At 52.1% G+C, this 16821-nt stretch carries 14 protein-coding genes; 7 read left to right on the top strand and 7 right to left on the bottom strand.

The genetic code is table 11. The annotated features are described in order from the left end of the window. The 3 genes from AC2FNR_RS17755 to AC2FNR_RS17745 form a co-directional block, all read left to right on the top strand. Positions 1 to 960: tetratricopeptide repeat protein (locus AC2FNR_RS17755; RefSeq protein WP_496850449.1), on the top strand; the 960-nt coding region annotated here is incomplete at its 5' end. Between the two features lie 347 nt (positions 961 to 1307). Continuing rightward, positions 1308 to 2954, top strand: a complete 1647-nt coding sequence (locus AC2FNR_RS17750; protein ID WP_496850455.1) for a hypothetical protein — start codon at positions 1308 to 1310, stop codon at positions 2952 to 2954. Between the two features lie 186 nt (positions 2955 to 3140). Continuing rightward, the gene (locus AC2FNR_RS17745; RefSeq protein WP_496850447.1) at positions 3141 to 3536 is read left to right on the top strand and encodes a rhodanese-like domain-containing protein; all 396 of its coding nucleotides are present in this window, start codon (positions 3141 to 3143) and stop codon (positions 3534 to 3536) included. 56 nt (positions 3537 to 3592) lie between these two features. Here AC2FNR_RS17745 and AC2FNR_RS17740 read toward each other — a convergent pair whose 3' ends face one another. Next, complete coding sequence (locus AC2FNR_RS17740; RefSeq protein ID WP_496850453.1) at positions 3593 to 4465, bottom strand: LysR family transcriptional regulator; 873 nt, start codon at positions 4463 to 4465, stop codon at positions 3593 to 3595. A gap of 183 nt (positions 4466 to 4648) precedes the next feature. Here AC2FNR_RS17740 and AC2FNR_RS17735 point away from each other — a divergent pair, with 183 nt between their 5' ends. Beyond that, positions 4649 to 5059 carry a GFA family protein gene (locus tag AC2FNR_RS17735; protein WP_496850445.1) on the top strand — a complete coding sequence of 137 codons (411 nt, stop codon included), beginning with the start codon at positions 4649 to 4651 and terminating at the stop codon, positions 5057 to 5059. Positions 5060 to 5090: 31 nt separating this feature from the next. Continuing rightward, a complete protein-coding gene (locus AC2FNR_RS17730) occupies positions 5091 to 5285 on the top strand; it encodes a DUF1059 domain-containing protein (protein WP_170415288.1) in 195 nt (64 codons plus the stop codon). A gap of 244 nt (positions 5286 to 5529) precedes the next feature. Here the strand turns inward: AC2FNR_RS17730 and AC2FNR_RS17725 are convergent, their stop codons facing one another. From AC2FNR_RS17725 to AC2FNR_RS17705, 5 genes are all read right to left on the bottom strand, one after another. After that, positions 5530 to 7245, bottom strand: a complete 1716-nt coding sequence (locus AC2FNR_RS17725) for an adenylate/guanylate cyclase domain-containing protein (RefSeq protein ID WP_496850443.1) — start codon at positions 7243 to 7245, stop codon at positions 5530 to 5532. Positions 7246 to 7569: 324 nt separating this feature from the next. After that, the gene (locus AC2FNR_RS17720; protein ID WP_496850442.1) at positions 7570 to 8166 is read right to left on the bottom strand and encodes a hypothetical protein; all 597 of its coding nucleotides are present in this window, start codon (positions 8164 to 8166) and stop codon (positions 7570 to 7572) included. 338 nt (positions 8167 to 8504) lie between these two features. Further along, complete coding sequence (locus AC2FNR_RS17715) at positions 8505 to 9281, bottom strand: 2-keto-4-pentenoate hydratase (protein WP_496850451.1); 777 nt, start codon at positions 9279 to 9281, stop codon at positions 8505 to 8507. A gap of 267 nt (positions 9282 to 9548) precedes the next feature. Continuing rightward, on the bottom strand, positions 9549 to 11288 hold the full coding sequence (locus AC2FNR_RS17710; RefSeq protein WP_496850440.1) for an adenylate/guanylate cyclase domain-containing protein: 1740 nt from the start codon (positions 11286 to 11288) through the stop codon (positions 9549 to 9551). A gap of 173 nt (positions 11289 to 11461) precedes the next feature. Then, positions 11462 to 11821: a group I truncated hemoglobin gene (locus tag AC2FNR_RS17705; RefSeq protein WP_170464195.1), complete on the bottom strand. Its 360-nt coding sequence runs from the start codon at positions 11819 to 11821 to the stop codon at positions 11462 to 11464. A gap of 315 nt (positions 11822 to 12136) precedes the next feature. Here AC2FNR_RS17705 and AC2FNR_RS17700 point away from each other — a divergent pair, with 315 nt between their 5' ends. Both AC2FNR_RS17700 and AC2FNR_RS17695 read left to right on the top strand, forming a co-directional pair. Next, entirely contained in the window at positions 12137 to 13897 is a 1761-nt protein-coding gene (locus AC2FNR_RS17700) for an adenylate/guanylate cyclase domain-containing protein (RefSeq protein WP_496850438.1), read from the top strand. A 318-nt stretch (positions 13898 to 14215) separates the two neighbouring features. Continuing rightward, positions 14216 to 15844 carry a L,D-transpeptidase family protein gene (locus AC2FNR_RS17695; RefSeq protein WP_496850436.1) on the top strand — a complete coding sequence of 543 codons (1629 nt, stop codon included), beginning with the start codon at positions 14216 to 14218 and terminating at the stop codon, positions 15842 to 15844. Between the two features lie 497 nt (positions 15845 to 16341). Here the strand turns inward: AC2FNR_RS17695 and AC2FNR_RS17690 are convergent, their stop codons facing one another. Then, on the bottom strand, positions 16342 to 16821 hold the full coding sequence (locus AC2FNR_RS17690) for a hypothetical protein (RefSeq protein ID WP_170797233.1): 480 nt from the start codon (positions 16819 to 16821) through the stop codon (positions 16342 to 16344).

The raw sequence follows: 16821 nt of genomic DNA, 5'->3' as shown, positions 1-16821 counted from the left end.
CGCATCCGAGATCACGTCGCAGACCATCCGCGAGATATTTTGCTGGCTCAGACATGTACCAGCGTATTTGGCTTAATAGGGTTTTCAGGTCGGGCTGGTCGCGAGGCGGAGCAGCTTGCTTACACAACCATGTTGAAGCCGCACTATGGCGACGACTGGTGGTTTCTCTGCCAGCATGCATTTGCCCAGATGGAGGCCGGACAGATCGGCCCGGCCGCGGAAAACATTGAGCGCGCACTTGAGTTGAAGGCAGACAGCGCACACAGTGCACATGTCAGGGCCCATCTCTACTATGAGAACGGGGAGACGGACGCTGGCTACGCTTATCTTCGCGAGTTCTGGCAAGACTATCCCTTCACAGCGTATCTGCACTGCCATCTCAGCTGGCACGTCGCTCTGTGGGCGCTTGAGAGCGGCGATGTGGCAGGTATGTGGAAGCTGTTCGATGATTATGTTTCCCCCGACCGACCTCCTGCGCCGCCACTTAACGTTTTGACTGATAGTGTAGCAATTGTTCACCGCGCCTTTTTGGCTGGCGAGCAAATTCCTCAGGAGCGTTGGCAACAACTCAGCGACTATGCTGTTCAGTTCTTTCCTTCACCTGGCTTGGCTTTTGCGGATGTTCACGCTGCTCTTGCGCATGCGATGGCGGGACAAAGAGAGCGTCTGGAAGCAACCATTGACGGCGCAAAGGGACCCGCAGGCCCCACCGTTGCTTCGGTAGCAGGCGCATTCCGTGCGTTGGCGGATGGAAATGCGGACGAAGCGATTGAGAAATTCGTAAGTGTCATGTCTGAGCACGAACGCCTTGGTGGTAGCCGGGCGCAACGCGACATTATTGAGTTTTCATTGGCGCATGCGCTGGCAATATCGGGACAATCGAATGAAGCTCGACGTATCCTCAACATGCATCGACCGCATACCTCTCACGACCATGCAGTTGCCACGCTAGAAGGGTAGGGTGTCCGTATTTTTGACGCCCGCAATGTGCGCTAGTTACATGTTTTCAACGCCAGTTAGAACAGAAGCTGTCGCACGACGTTACCAGGCCCCAAAAGTGTTGGTTGGCGGAAAAGACCAACCTGACTGCCGACATCAGCTTATGGTCTTGTCGGTGGGCTACTGTGGATGGATTGGACGGTGCGTCACGCACGTAGCCGATAAGTTGATCAGTCGCCAAGAAGAGTGCTTCGATCAAATGGGGCTCATATAAGTCGGGTCTATGCCTTGGGTCGACTTTGATGTCGCCAGTATCGAGAAGCAGCCCATTGTGGTAACCTCCTACCTTTAATTAGGGGGTTATTGTGATGGAATACTATGATCTCGGTAGCTACAGCCGAAAGATCACAACCTCGTCGGACGAAGCCCAGCTTTGGTTTGATCGTGGTTTGGCTTGGACTTACGCGTACAACCACGAAGAAGCGATTGTATGCTTTCAGAATGCCGTGGCTGCGGATCCAAATTGCGCAATGGCGCATTGGGGCATCGCGTATTGCATTGGGCCGAACTACAACAAGCCCTGGGAAACATTCGAAGAAGACGAGAAGCCTGACTGTATCGCCTTGGCAAAAGCGTCAATCGAGGCTGCTGCGTCGTTAAAGGACAAACTGACGCCTGTTGAACGCGCGCTCATCGAAGCCATTCCGGCTCGTTATCCATCCTCATCGGATATTGAGGATTTCAGCCCGTGGAATGATGCCTTCGCTGACGCGATGCGAAAGCTGCATGCTGAATTCAAACAGGATCTCGACGTTTGCGCCCTCCTGGCCGAGGCACTCATGAATCGGACCCCTTGGCAGCTTTGGGACTTGCCGACTGGGAAACCAGCGGATGGAGCCGATACACTTGAAGCCATAGCAGTCCTCGAAACTGCATTTGATACACTCCTCGGAGCATGGGAGCACGCAGGGCTCCTGCACATGTACATTCACCTGATGGAAATGTCGCCAAATCCTGAGCGAGCCCTTCGCCATGGTGATGTGCTCAGCACGTTGGTGCCTGAAGCCGGGCACTTGCTTCACATGCCCACCCATATTGACGTCTTGTGTGGAGATTACATGAACGTTGTGTTGCGTAATCACAAAGCCATCTTGTCAGATCGAAAGTTCCTGGAACGCGAAGGCCCTGACAACTTCTATTCCGTTTACAGGTGTCATAACTACCACTTCAAAATCTACGGAGCGATGTTTTTGGGGCAGCCAACGGCGGCACTGGAAGCTGCTGATGAGCTTGTCGAAACTTTACCTTCAGAGACACTTCGGCCAATGGCTGATTGGTTCGAGGCGTTTATTCCTATGAAACAACATGTGTTGATCAGGTTTGGTCTCTGGCGGGATATTCTCGATCAGGATCTGCCAGAGGATGAAGATCTTTACAGCGTCACTATCGCCATGATGCGGTATGCAAGGACGGTTGCCTTGGCCAACCTACACAGGGTCGCCGAAGCCGAGAGTGAAAAAGCCAAGTTCTATGATGCTCTGGCCAGAGTTCCTGAGACCCGAATGCTGTTCAACAACACATGCCGGGACATTCTGAAGGTCGCTGAGCAAATGATGCTGGGTGAGTTGGCCTATCACGCAGGAGAGCACGAAACGGCCTTTGACCACCTGCGAAAGTCAGTCGAGATCGACGACAACTTGCCGTACGACGAGCCCTGGGGCTGGATGCAACCCACCCGTCATGCGCTGGGTGCTCTTCTTCTTGAGCAGGGCCAGATGGAGGAAGCCGAAGCTGTTTACCGTGCAGACCTTGGCCTGGATGCAACGCTTAGCCGGGCCTGTCAGCATCCGGGCAACGTCTGGAGCCTGCATGGCTTGCACGAATGTCTCGCCCGGCGCGGTGAAACGGTCGAAGCCGCCCACATTAAGCTACAACTGGACAAGGCCACTGCTCGCGCCGAGGTGCCGATCAAGGCATCGTGTTATTGCAGGCAGAAGGCTTTGGCCGCCGAGTAGTCACTGATCAACAGCAATGGCTGGGGCATTTGCGAGGCCCGCTTCTGCCGTTGACCGGGACTTGTTTAACTTCGTTGATGGCAACCGTCTGGGCGACCACAAGACTGCCAAACATCGCTTGGATGCCGTTTTGCGGTAAATTAGCCGCATGGTAGCATCGCGTAGGATTTGCAGTTGGGGGGGAACATGGTCTTAACATTCGCACAAATGGAAGCCCAGGAAATATCAAAAGCACATCCGAGTTCAGCAACTGACGCGCTGTCAACACTGATCGAAAACCCCAACGCACTTGTAGTGGACGTGAGGGATAGCGCTGAAATGGCGGCCACAGGTATCAGCCCCAGAGCCATTCCGGCTCCAGGTCGAGCCGTCGCTTGGATGGCGGACCTTGAGAGTGAATACAGATCTCAAGAGTTACAGGATCGTGGAAGGCGAATTTTCACCACTTGTGGCGGCGCTCCTAGCTACCGAGGCGCAGCAGCGGCAAATGTATTGACTGCGATGGGTTTTCAAAACGTGCAGTTCATCGATGGTGGGATGGCGGCTCTGATCGCAGCTGGCTCCTCCACAAAGCAGCCTTAAGAAACGGCGAAACCAACGGTCTTGAGCAAACAGAGCAGAGGGAAATTAGATACGTCTCAGCTTCCAGAGTTGTGTCTCGATACGACTTGCGACTGAGATTTAAGCCAATTGACGAAAACCTTGGCCTCGGGGCGCTGAAATTCTACCTGCGTCTGGATGTAATAGACGCCGAAGAGAGGCTCAGAGAACAATTCAATCATCCGACCAGATGATAGATCGTCCTCGAAAAAAGCTCTGGCGGTATACGTGATACCGTCCCCCCGGCGAACCGCAGTCATGATCAGGTTCCCCGGCATGTGATTTATGGTCAATGGTTCGGCAGGAATAACCCCGTGATAGGTGAACCAGTCAGCCGCCTCGTTGGTGCCCAGTTCCTGCAACCAGGGCAGCTTCGTTAAAGAGGCCGGGTCACGCAGATCTTGGCCTCCCACCAGTGAAGGTGCCCCGATCACGACCATGTCGGAAACAAGGACAGTATCCTCTTCTTTTCTCGGCATGCGTCTGTCGTGATACCGAATGGCGACATCGATACCACCTGGTCCTATCTGAACCAGTTCCGAAGTTGGGTTCAGCATCAAAGTGATCTCTGGATGTTCACGTTGAAACTCTGCCATTCTCGGCAATAGCCACTCCACCGCGAATGCGGGTGACATTGTCACTTGAACGGGGCGCTGCGCTGTGTGTTCTGCCAGTCGTTCGACACCCCTTCCGATAATTTCAAAGCCGATACCCAGTTCACGCGCAAGAATCATGCCTGGCTCTGTCAATTCGATGCTGCGCCCACGTCTGGCAACGAGAGCTACACCCAAATGTCTTTCCAACGATTTCACCTGCTGGCTGACAGCCGCTTGGGTAACGTTCAAGCGTTCAGCCGCCACGGTGTAACTCCCTGCTTCCGCAACTGCTGAGAAAGCGCGCAAAGCGTTCATCGGGGGAAGGTGCAACCAATCCATACTGTAGTTTTTCTAAAGCTTTGTTAGACTATTTGAGTCGCATGATATCGGCATTCTTGACATTATTCACAGTGAAATCTGTTCTAAAATCATGAGATATTAGAGCAAATGCCTCATTATCGATGTAAACCTAGCCGTACGTCATGAGAGCTTGATACGATGAAAAAACTTCAAGGTGGATGTTACTGTGGTGCTGTTCGATACCAGATCGCGACACCACCTGTCTGGTCGGGGCATTGCCATTGTCGTTCATGCCAAATGGCCCTTGGTGGCGCCTTTGCAACTTGGGCTAAGGTAGCCGCCGAAGACTTCGCCGTTATCAAAGGCGAAATCCAACACATTGAGAAAACTTCGGGTATTCGCCGCGGGTTTTGTCGGGACTGTGGAACGACGTTGACCTATGCCGCCCTAAATGAAGTTGAGGGCCAAGACTGGAGCGCTGACGCTTGGTTTTCTGCTGTAACGTTGGACGACCCATCGATTGCGCAACCCAAGGCCCACATCTTCGTGTCACATCAGCAGCCATGGATAAAACTCGACGACGGGCTGCCGACGTTTCCTGAGTTCTAAGCAACTTTTCGAGCGAACGGAGAAGAAAGCGATGAACACTGTTTATTCATATGCCTGCAAGGATTGCGAGGGCATGGAGGCCTGCCCAGGCAAAGTGGTTGCAGCGACCAAGGACGAAGTCTGGAAGCTCATGGAACTGCACGCGGTGGTCGCCCATGGAGAGGACCCCAGCTCGTGGGATGCCGACACTCGAGAATATCTGGAAACACTGATAAAGCCCGCGTGATCAAATAAATTAAGCTTCAAGTTCCTACGGATAATCGGCCAAAACTATCAACTTGGTTTGTTTAACCGCGAAGGGCAGCTTTCCTCCGCAGCTGGGAAATTGCTAGGCCCATTTGTGAGTATCCGGTTTGGGCTGCGGCCTACCGCCAAGGCGCCTAGAAGCGCAAGGCCATCACGAACCCAAATCGGAAACGTGTGAGATTGGTTTCCATCACAAACCATCCTGCTACAGCGAAACCCTGCTTCTATTCAGGCAAACCGGCTAGTCGCAAAGACGCACAGTCTTTCTCCAGCCTTTTTCTGTCAGAGAAAAGTTGAGTATTCGCCCAGTCCGATATGGAAAACTGAGGGCGGTATTTCATCACATTCCGTGCTTCATCGCGAGCGGCCTCAAGGTTCTCCGTCTCTACATGGACGATTACGAGGTCGAGGTGACCAAAGCCTTCAACCCTTTGACCATATTCGGTGAATGCTTTCTTGGCTTCCTCGTATTGACCGTCAAGTCGAAGGGCTAAACCCAGAACGCCTGCATACCAACCTGGATAGTGAGGGTTCAAGGTAATGGCTTGTTGTGCGACTTGGATCGCTTCATTTGCCTGGCCATTGAAAGCTAGGGTGATTGACAGTCTGGCAGCCACGTCAGCGTGGTTTGGATTCAGCGCTAGTGCCTCGTTGAACTTCTCGATAGCCGAAACCAGCTTGCCATCGATTGCATCCGCAAAACCCGCAATAGCGTGAGCCTCTGGGTTGTAGCTGTCTATTTCCAGAGCCCGCTGAGCGCAGTCACGAGCCTCCGCTAGCGCGGCACGCTGGTCAGCAACAAATCCATGTCGTGCTTCGACAGTGCAAATGAATCCCAAAGTACAATACGGAGCCGAGTAACCCGGGTCGAGTTCAATTGCCTGTTGTGCAAATCGGCGAGCGTCGGCCTGAGCTTCCCTGGTAATTCTGCGCGAAGCCTCAACGGCCTTTAGTTGAGCAGTCCACGCGCCAAGGTTATTTGTGCCGGATCCTCTGAAACGAGCCATTTCTCCCGCCAACAGTTCGACTTGAAGCTCGGTTGCAATCCTAAGTGCGATTTCATCCTGAACTTCGAATACATCTTCAATGAGGCGATCATAGCGGTCTGCCCAAATATGCATGCCGGACTTTGCATCGATTAGCTGTGCTGTGATCCTCACCCGGTTACCGCTTTGACGGACACTTCCCTCAAGAACAAGATCGACACCCTGCTCCAGACCGACCTGTTTCACGTCAACGGAGCGACCTTTGTAGACGAATGTAGAGTTACGCGCGACGACCAGTAAATTCGGGAGTTTTGATAAAGTGGTGATGATCTCTTCGGTAATTCCATCTGCAAAAAACTCCTGATCGGGGTCAGAAGAAAGATTATCGAAAGGTAAGACGCCGATTAGCAGAGACTTTGTATGGTTAGCCGGAGTTACTCGCGGTGGGGCAGAACCTGGCGGCGACCATTGGAAAACTTCTATTGGTGACGGCGCGTTCTTAAACTGTCGCTCTCCAGCGCGATAAAATTGCTCAGCGAGGCGCTCGTCAAGGCTGCGATGGACGACATCTGAAATTAACACAGCCCCTTCGTTGGAAGCCTCTTGTAGACGTGCAGATAGATTGATGCCATCGCCGAAAATGTCATCTTCGTCGAATACGACATCTCCAAGATGCACACCCACTCGTAGTTTCAATGAGGACTGAGTTGACACCTGGCTTTGAAGATCAAGGGCGCATCGTACTGCATCAGATACCGAGTTAAACTCGACTATCCATCCATCACCCATCCTCTTAACGACATTACCTCGATGATCGCTAACCAAAGGATCAAATAACTCTCGACGTAGAACACGAAGTTCGCTGAGAGTCCTATTTTCATCTGCCTTAATCTGGCCTGAGTAGTTTACTACATCGGCCGAGAGTACTGCGGAAAGCCTGCGGTCTCCATTCATGTCTATTGGTAACGCAAAACATGTCGCGTGGAAAAGACTACATGACTTCCCGGACTTCCTGCATTTCCTAGCAAATGGCTTGGTACACAGCTGGAGACTGAAATGTCTGATTACGAATGCCCGCTTCGGGCTGGTTGCGGTCAACCATGCTTATCGTAAAGACTGGTAGTACATGGTTCCGCAGAGCAGTGTTGGGGAAATGCTTATCCGGGACGCTTTGGTTCCTAGCAGGAGAGGCGCTTAGAAGAAGCGCGCACTACTACAACGACAGTCGCCATAGACTTCTTATGTTAAACTTTGGGTAATGGCGGCAGGTAAGCTGTACTAGCGGTCTGGGTCTGTATCGAGTTTGCCCCAGAGATCATCAACCAGATCTGAGAAGCCATCATTCGAGGCCTCCTTGGGCAGTAGACCAGCTCTTCGCCGGCATTCGACCTCGGCCGTTAGTTCCTCCTCTGTTGCTGTCTCAACCACATCACATCGAAGAGCTTCAATCTCGTCCGCTGTCCACGACTTAAATTTGTCAGCGTAGAAGCCCAGGGGATACGGTTCGTCATCAGAAATCTGCTTGATCACAGCATTCCAATCTTCGCTCTGGTTCGATTCCTTTTCGAGCCTCTCTTCTAGTTCGCGGATAGACTTGCGGATCATCGGCAGCAGCTCTGCCTCAACACTTTCTTCGCCCGCGCCGGTCCCCGCAAGCCAAAGGTCTGCGATCTTGCGGACGAGCGCCCAGAGCGTCTGATTTCGAGGGTGGCCTTTAATCCGACCGCCGAGACCTCTTTCTTGAATGCCAAACTGCTCGGCAGCACGCTCGTTCATCCGGATATTGTAGTCGGACACGTCCGCGAGCTCTGAATCGTTCTCAGCTACGGCTCGAGCGACTTCTTGATCACCGACGTAAACAACCACCTTCAACATCCCGCTAGCCCTTCCTTCGCAGGTTCATCACCCAGTTCAGGTGGCTGTAGTCCAGATCTCGCATGATCTTCTTCACTCGCTCTGGATCGACTTCGCGATCTTTTCCAGCGGTGCGGACGATGTGTCTGACGTAGACCGCCAATTGGCGGCAACAGATGCCTGGCGTGTTTCTTGATCCATAGCCAGGCAGGGTGCCTGAGAAACATCATGTAATCTGATTTGGATAGCATCGTGTAATTTGCTTCCCAGAATTGATGAAACCAGTGGAAGACCATCGTGGCCAGCTATTGAGAGTAACTCTTCATTGGTGCAGTCGGCGTCACAAATCTACCAAAGCCTCATAAAAATCGTACCGATAGCTTGGCGTCCATGACGCCACCAAAACCAGCTGACCATTGTTCGCCCGGCGACACTGGCCATGCGTCCGTCAATGTGCCAGTTGTTACTAGCTCGCCTCCTTGAAGCTGGTCGTCTTTGGAAAGCAGAGACACTAGATGAGCCAGGACTTTGATTGGGCCTCCAAGCGCGTTTTCACCCTTGCCGGCCTCGATAGCCTCGGTGCCCTTGAACAACGCTAGTGGCACTTCGGCCAAGCCGGTCAAGATATCATGCGTCGCCTCGATTTTGTCGCCAAGAACAAGGCAGCCGTGCAATCCTTGTGCTGCGATTGAGTCTTCGACCGAGAATTTCCACTTGGGATAAATCGATTGGACGATTTCAAATCCTGGAGCGACCCACTCCACGCAACCTGCTAACTGCTCATCGTTCATTTCAGTCGTCGGTGTATGTCTAAGGCCGAGTACGATTTCTGGTTCAATCCTCGGTTCTGAATACCTTGCCAAGATTACCGGCTGATCAGTCGAAAACAGCCCATCTGAGTGAACCTCTCCCCAAATGGGTTGATCTACACCATAAACAGGCCAAATCGCGCGGTTCGTGAAGCCGACTTTTCGGCCGACTCTCTTTTTGCCCTGAAGCTTTCGGACGCGACTTGCAATCGAATAAGCGTCATCCAGCGTTAGCTGTTCTGCCTCTGAAGACAGTTTAGGTATCTGCTGAGCAGCGTTCAGTGCATCAGCAATTGCCTGAGCGTTAGCTTCAATATCTCTTGTCATCTTCACATTATACCTGCCGAAGGCTGGATTGCGATGCAATCGAGGTTTTGAAGAACCGGCATGGTGATCTCCGCCTAAGTCTAGGTTCAGGACATGTAAAGTGTCTCGAACTTAAAAGGCAGTTTCTACTATCAGCGGATGTTCGACATAATTGGGGCAACGACTTAGTTGCGGAAAAAGTGGTCGTTTGACTCCGGAGATCCAAGGCCTTTTCTTGCACAGAGAAGACGCATTAATCCTCAATTTTTAAGTTAGCAAATTGTTTACTCAACCAGCGAGGCGAAGTGAGGTTGTCGCGATAGCGCTCCTCAATTCGGCTTTCAATCTCTTAGAAATCTCGCGATCTTTGAAGTATTCAGTTTGAATGAATGTAGAAGGTCTAAAGTCCGGATCGTGAAGCAACAAATCGCGAACTGCTCGTTCAAGCTTATGGTCATTATTCAGGTGAGTTGCGGCCGCAGTCCGATAAGCTGCCGCCCGCCGGGTGAGCCTCGCAAATTCATCCACGGTGTTAAAACAAGCCTCAAAATCATGCATGACGTAGTAGGCAATTGCCTCTAGTTCGCGGCAATATTCGGGCAAAAAGGGATCAAGCATCTTTGCACGCTTTTGATACTCAAGAGCAGTCTTTCCATCTCCGAGAAAGTTATGGAGTTCACCGGTTCGTCCAACAATGAACGCGTGATTTGGGTTTAACTCCAGAGCGCGATTGAAGTGGAACTTAGCCCGTTCAAAGTCACGAACATAGAGCGCCAAAGAACCGGCAATTCGATGGCTTTCAGCGTCCGTTTCATCCAGCTCGACAGCTAGGTTCCCTGCTTCGACCAACTCATCCCATACATCTTCACCGGTCCATTCTGCTACTGTAGCGACAGCGCACGCCCTCCACGCATGAACTCGACCATATCCTGGATCTCGTTTCAGCGCTTCGTCAAACCAATGAACCGCTTCCTCTGCATTCTCCTTTGTGACTCCACCAATCCGGTGATAGTACAAACCGCGGATTAAACATTCATAGGCTTCCAGGTCACCCGGACGTTTTCGCTGTGCCGTGGCTTCCAGTTGCCGTTCGATCTGGCCGGCCACACTCGCGACGATTTTGGCAACAAGGTCATCCTGAAAATCGAAAAGATCCCCCAGATTGCAATCCGCCCGCTCTGTCCAAAGCTGTTCGCCTGACACTGCATCCGTCAGATACGCGTTGATCCTTATGCGATTTCCCAGCTTGCGAACCCCGCCTTCAAGACAGAAACGCACGCCGAGTTTCTGTCCAAGTTCACGAGCGTCCGCCGCAACCCCTTTTAACCCAAAACTAGTATTCCTGGAGATCGTGAGAATGTCAGGGAACCGGGACAGCTCTGTGATGATGTCTTCCGTCAGGCCATCGGAAAAATACTCCTGCTCGGGATCATTGCTCATGTTCTTGAAGGGAAGCACAACAATTGAGTTGGTGGACTTTTGCAGTTCCGCCACGTAGGGAAGGCTACTGTCCTCGATAAGCGCAGTTCCGCAGCTGTGCGTGCCAAGCTCGCCTGCAACAGCGTAGACCGTAATTGGTTCGGAAATATTTTTGAGCTTTCGGGTGCCCTTGTTCTCAAATTTGAGCTGGGCCGACCGCTTGGCGTGATCAAACACAGCATTACTTACTAGGACCATACCCGGCTCAGCTTCAGACTCAATCCGACTTGCTACATTCACGCCATCGCCAAGTAAATCGTCGCCATCTACTACGACATCGGCAAGATGGACCCCAACCCTGATTTCTAGTCCTATCTCGCGCTTGGTTACTGGTGCAGCGAGTTGAAGTTGTAAGTTGTAAGCGCAGCGAACTGCCGCCACCGGGCTAGAAAACTCCAAAAGAAAACCATCACCCGCGCGGTTAAAGACCCGCCCATTGTGCGTGGACGCAACAGTTCCGATTAACTCGTTTAACAGTGTAACACGATTAATCGTGTCGATTTCATCTTCACGCATCCGAGTGGAATAACCAACAACATCAGCGGCCAAGATCGTAGACAATCTCCTATTCATATTGGAGGTTCCTTTTGCGCATAAATTTTAAGCCCAAATGCACGATTGACCCAGAGTAAGACATTTGACTTCAAGAGTCTGCAAGTCGGACAAGCAAGCTTTGATCTAATGAAATGAATATTGCCGACTCTACCCGGTTATGGCGAAACTCAGATACCGACAACTTGGTCCTTGAGGCTATATAGAATGTATAAGACCTCTTCTTGTTCCCGTTGGCCGACGTCGTTGGCCTTTAGGGCGTTCATGGCGTCGTCCAGAACAGCGACAAACTCATCTCCGCTGATGTTCATGTACTGATGCGCTGCAACCATATCCTTGCCTGTGTATATCTCAGGCCCGCCAGAACCAGTTATGAAGAAGTCTCCTGCCATTTGTTTGAGGTGCTCCATATCAGTTCCCGCGAATCGTGCAGCGACAACTAGGTTTTTGGAGTGATTGTCTACCAGAACGTCGACTATTCGCCGAATGCCATCCGTTCCTCCCAGACGTTCATATAGCGTCTTTGACATGGTGCCCCCCCCCGTGTCCGGCTCACCTCAAACCTTGATCTCTTGTGAATGCTAGCACGCCGCACTGATTGGCACCAAATCTATAGCATTCAGGCGATGTCTATGATCGTAAACCATCACCAAGTGTGATGTCTGCTTTAGGGCTCGAGGCAGACGTTCGCAAAATCGCGATGCATGTCCGCTTTGCGGACTTCGCCGCCATTGGCCCGCTTTCACCGAAGGACCGTAGATAGCCCAAACCGGACATTTTCGAAAATTGGCACACTACTACCGAACTTGATAGATTCGAAAAAAGGTTGCTATTGGGAAATGCGCATGACACGCCGACTTGCCGCCATACTTGCCGCCGATATGGTCGGCTACTCACGGCTTATGGCGGCTAACGAGGCGGGAACACTTGCTCGTCTCAAAGACCTACGCAGGGACATCATCAATCCAGGTATCGAAAGTGCCGGAGGTGAGATTATCAAGCTTACCGGTGATGGCCTGTTTGCCCTTTTTAGCTCGGTCGTTTCTGCCGTTGAGGCCGCAGCGGCGCTCCAGAAGGCGCTGCACGCCGCCGAAGCCGAGAGCCCCACCGAAAGCCGGATCAGCTTCCGAATAGGCTTGCACATTGGAGACGTAATCTTGGACGAGGGCGACATTTATGGCGAGGGTGTTAATCTTGCCGCCAGACTCGAAGGCGTCGCTGACCCAGGCGGTGTCATTCTGTCTGACGACGCATGCCGGCAGGTTCGAGGCAAAATTGAACACGACATCATAGACCTTGGCGAAGTAGCGCTCAAAAACATCTCGAAGCCAGTTCGCGCCTACAGATTGGCGATGGAGGGCGAATCTGATTCCACGCAATACCAATCGCAACCCACTGACAAACCCTCAATCGCTGTCTTGCCCTTCCAGAACATGTCCAATGATCCAGAACAGGAATACTTCTGTGACGGCGTTTCCGAAGACATCATCACAGAGCTCTCGCGCTTTCCCGAGCTTTTCGTCATCGCCCGCAACTCCTCGTTTTCGTTCAGAGGTCGCCCCGTCACCCATATAGATGTCGCTCGTGAACTCGGTGTTCGCTACATGCTAGAGGGTAGCCTCCGTCGAGCCCAAAACCGCGTACGCATTACTGCCCAACTCATCGACTGCACAAATGGAGCCCATGTTTGGGCCGAGCGCTACGACCGCACGCTAGACGACATCTTCGCGTTACAGGATGAGATTACACGCAGCGTGGTCGGCGCCATCGCCCCCCAGATATCCATTGCCGAAATAGATCGCGCGTCTGTGGCTCGAGATATCGACTTCAACTCCTACGACCTCTCGCTACGTGCAATGGCGATCTTCTACGCAGGAGGCTTCTACTCTCAGGATAAGTTCGATGAGGTCATAACAGCCTCTGATCGCGCCATTGATCTCGACCCGCGCAATGTCCAGGCGCATTGGATCAAAGCGTTTGCCTACCTGATGCGTTATCTATACCAGTTCGATGAGGACCCCACCGAAAACCTGGGCCTAGCTGAGAAAAGCGTTGAACCTCTGTTTCTTGGTGGTCAACTCGACCCTCGCGCCTTATGCGTTCGCGGTGTGGTTCGTCATTTCCGTGGGGATTTTGACGGGGCCAACGCCGACTTCAGTTTGGGATTCACACTGAACCCGAACTTTGCCCGGAACATCTTCTTCATGGCCTGGCATGAGTCTTTGGTCGGGCGAACCACAGAGGCGCGTGAACATGCCCACCTTGCCCTCCAGCTTTCCCCACGCGACACTGATCTCTGGGTAGGAGACGCCTATCTGGCGCTCGCCCAAGCTGCCTTCGCCGACGCTGATTTTGAAGACGCAATGCATTGGGGGGAGCGCGCGATTCAGATGACGCCGCGTGCGCCGATCCGCCGGGCTCTTATGATCGCCAGTGCCGCCCACCTCGGGCGTGCCGAAGCAGGCCTGCCACATGAGCAGGCGCTGGCGGATTTTGCCCCAGCGTTTCTAGACAGCATTGTCTCCGGCGCTTTGATCCTCTTCCGTCTACCCGAACACAATGCGCTTTTGGTCGAAGGCCTGAAGAAAGCTGGTGTTAAGCCGTAGAGTTGGTCCAAATGCCAAAGCTCGCAAACTACCGCAGACAAAACGTGCCAAAGGTAGATCCAATTTTGGCGCACTGTTCTCGAAAGGTTCTAAGCAATCGCTCATTGCTTCAATCGGCAACGACTGTTTTAGCCCAAAGCAGACGTTCTCAAGTTTTCACCCGCCGTCTGTTCTACGGGCAACGCAGCCATTCGCAAATAATTGTCGTCGATGCGGCGCGAGCAAGATCCGAGACCAATAAATTCCAATTTGATTATACATAATGTTGGAGTATCTTCCGATGGAGAACCAATATATAGATTGAAGGTGGCGGGGCGGATGATGAAAGGTCTTAAATCAGTAGTTGCAACTGCACTAACTGCAACGTTGATGACATGCCCCAATTTAGGCGCAGCAGACCAAGTCTCGGAACAGATAGAAGCGCTTCTAAGGTCAAATACGAATGCGAGTAGTACACTTTCAAACAGCAAGAGTTTGGACGCAGAAATCCTTGTACCTCGTTTCTATACGGCTAGAGAATTTACGCCAGCTTGGACCAGTATTGAATTGGTTGACGAGCTTTTTGAGGAGTTGGGTGGAGCAATTGATCAGGGCTTTACGCCGAGTGACTTCAAACTAGAGGAGCTTCGATCCGCGTTCAAAGCTTCACAGGGTGGCGATGCCTCCAGTCGAGCATTATTCGATATTCTGGCGACTGACGCGGCCGTGATACTCGTACACCATTTGGTGTTTGGAAAAGTCGATCCAAATGCGCTAGACGACGATTGGAATTTCTCAAAGCCAGTAATTCAACAAGACCCTTCCGTTGTATTGAGCCAATTTCTTCAAGGTGAAGGCTTCAGCGCTTTGATTGAACGCATCGATATCGACAATGCGCAATATACGATGCTCGTTGATGCATTGCGTAAATATAGAGCTATTGCATCAAAGGGAGGCTGGAACAAAGTTCCCGAAGAAACGGTTCTGAAGCCGGAAATGGTGGATCCTGCCGTCGCCGAACTGCGCAAAAGGCTAGCGACAGAAGGCTACGAGGGAACAAATGAATTTCAAGAAATCAGCCAAAACGGCATAAATCCAGCTTGGGTTTATGACGATTACTTGGTGCAACTGGTAAAAACCTTTCAAAATCGTCATGGCTTGGAAGCAGATGGCGTCGTTGGTGGTAAGACTTTCGCGTCTCTCAACAAACCTGTCGAAGATCGCATAAATAAGTTGCGCCTCAGCCTGGAGCGAGGCCGCTGGCTCATGCGGGAAATCGACGAAGAATTCGTGCTAGTAAACATTGCAGGAGCCCGTACTTACTTAGTCAAGTCCGATGGGACGGTTTGGACCACCCGGTCGATCACAGGATCAGCCTACCGAAAAACCCCAGTGTTCCGAGATGAAATTGAATACATGGAATTCAATCCGACTTGGACCGTTCCCGCCTCGATTTTTCGGAAAGACAAGCTTTCGCGGATCCGCAAGGATCCAGCCTATCTGGCGCGCAACAATTACGTAGTTCGGAACAAAGACGGGCAGACAATTCCTGCCAACGCTGTCAACTGGGGGGCAAAGAACCCCGCCGTGACTTTGGTTCAGCAGCCGGGCCCAGACAATGCGTTAGGTTTAGTCAAGTTCATGTTTCCCAATAAATATGCAGTGTACTTGCATGATACCAACGACCGCAGTCTTTTCGACCGAAATGAGCGGAACCTAAGTTCCGGCTGCGTTCGTCTTGAGTATCCGTTCGAATTTGCCAGCCTTTTGATGGAGGGAGAGCCCGACTGGAGTCGGCAAAAGATGCAATCCATATTGGATAGCGGGAAGACAACGCGCGTTAACCTACCCGAGCCCATGCCGGTCCTTTTGACCTATTGGACTGCTTGGGTCGAAGATGGGGCCGTTCATTTCCGTGAGGATCCATACGAACGAGATGCTCGAATCCTCGCAGCTTTGGATCGATGAACACGTCATCCTCAAAGAGATGCGCAGTTCCATGTTCAAACTGCAATAGTTGTCGTCACCAAAATGAACCAGCGCAGCTGCGTTCAGGACTCACAAGCGCTCGACGCGCGGTGCAGCGCCGAGTGGCCGCTCTGGGCGGTCTAATAGTCTTTGCAATGTCCGGTTTCTGCGCATCGCTGACGTTGATGGCAACCTCAACATCGTTCGCTATGAGCTCGAAGCGGTCGCTCGTAGAGTTTGGACGAACGTCTGCTGTGTGGACAAAGCAGTCATTCGTAGACTCTCTAAAGACGAAGATGCAAATGCGTGATAGCTCCAGATTTTGGCAACGACATCTGCGCGAAATCGACCATCCATCCCTTTCACATTTGCCGTTTTTGGTGTTCTTTTTGCTTCAAGTTGTTTCGGCCTGGTTCCCTACTTCAGCCGCAGCCCAACCGAACAGGGTGTTGCAACCTAGGCCAGGCGCGTAAAACAACCGCTAGCACTGCGCGGGCTTACTCTGGCGCCGAACCAACGGTTAAAATCTTCCCATTGCTCCAAACTAGAGCCTCGTAACAAACCTCGGCTCCTGCGCCTCCGCACCAACCACCGTCTCGTCCAATAAGCAGTATACGGTCAGGCCCCCAGTCAATAAGACGCCAACCCGTTGCCTGCCACGACATGATCTCACCGTCGACGATAAGATAGAGCATGCAACCCCCTGTTCCGCAGTACATAGAGACAGCAGAAGAACAGGAATACTGGCTTTCATCTACGAGTTCAGCCTTAACCGTGCCAAACTGGGAGCGCAGCTCGATCTCGGTCACAGCGTCGCCCTGATCAAACTCTCCATTCTCGAAGTCTTTGCAATCAGCAGCCGCGCTTTCGATGATCCGTTGTGCTTCCTGAGAGGAGGCCAAAACTGTTGTGGCGCAAAACATCACGGCGACCATTGATGCCAGAAGCGTTGCAAACACAAATTTCGCCCTTTTCAT

Source organism: Ruegeria sp. SATB045, assembly GCF_059613525.1.
Note: the sequence above shows the minus strand (reverse complement) of the source record. Positions and strands in the feature narration are given on the sequence as shown.

Coding starts and splice junctions, on each gene's coding strand:
- AC2FNR_RS17725 (WP_496850443.1), bottom strand. CDS start 7,245: ATGAATGGAGACCGCAGGCTTTCCGCAGTACTCTCGGCCGATGTAGTA.
- AC2FNR_RS17750 (WP_496850455.1), top strand. CDS start 1,308: ATGGAATACTATGATCTCGGTAGCTACAGCCGAAAGATCACAACCTCG.
- AC2FNR_RS17690 (WP_170797233.1), bottom strand. CDS start 16,821: ATGAAAAGGGCGAAATTTGTGTTTGCAACGCTTCTGGCATCAATGGTC.
- AC2FNR_RS17715 (WP_496850451.1), bottom strand. CDS start 9,281: ATGACAAGAGATATTGAAGCTAACGCTCAGGCAATTGCTGATGCACTG.
- AC2FNR_RS17735 (WP_496850445.1), top strand. CDS start 4,649: ATGAAAAAACTTCAAGGTGGATGTTACTGTGGTGCTGTTCGATACCAG.
- AC2FNR_RS17745 (WP_496850447.1), top strand. CDS start 3,141: ATGGTCTTAACATTCGCACAAATGGAAGCCCAGGAAATATCAAAAGCA.
- AC2FNR_RS17705 (WP_170464195.1), bottom strand. CDS start 11,821: ATGTCAAAGACGCTATATGAACGTCTGGGAGGAACGGATGGCATTCGG.
- AC2FNR_RS17720 (WP_496850442.1), bottom strand. CDS start 8,166: ATGTTGAAGGTGGTTGTTTACGTCGGTGATCAAGAAGTCGCTCGAGCC.
- AC2FNR_RS17700 (WP_496850438.1), top strand. CDS start 12,137: ATGACACGCCGACTTGCCGCCATACTTGCCGCCGATATGGTCGGCTAC.
- AC2FNR_RS17730 (WP_170415288.1), top strand. CDS start 5,091: ATGAACACTGTTTATTCATATGCCTGCAAGGATTGCGAGGGCATGGAG.
- AC2FNR_RS17740 (WP_496850453.1), bottom strand. CDS start 4,465: ATGAACGCTTTGCGCGCTTTCTCAGCAGTTGCGGAAGCAGGGAGTTAC.
- AC2FNR_RS17695 (WP_496850436.1), top strand. CDS start 14,216: ATGATGAAAGGTCTTAAATCAGTAGTTGCAACTGCACTAACTGCAACG.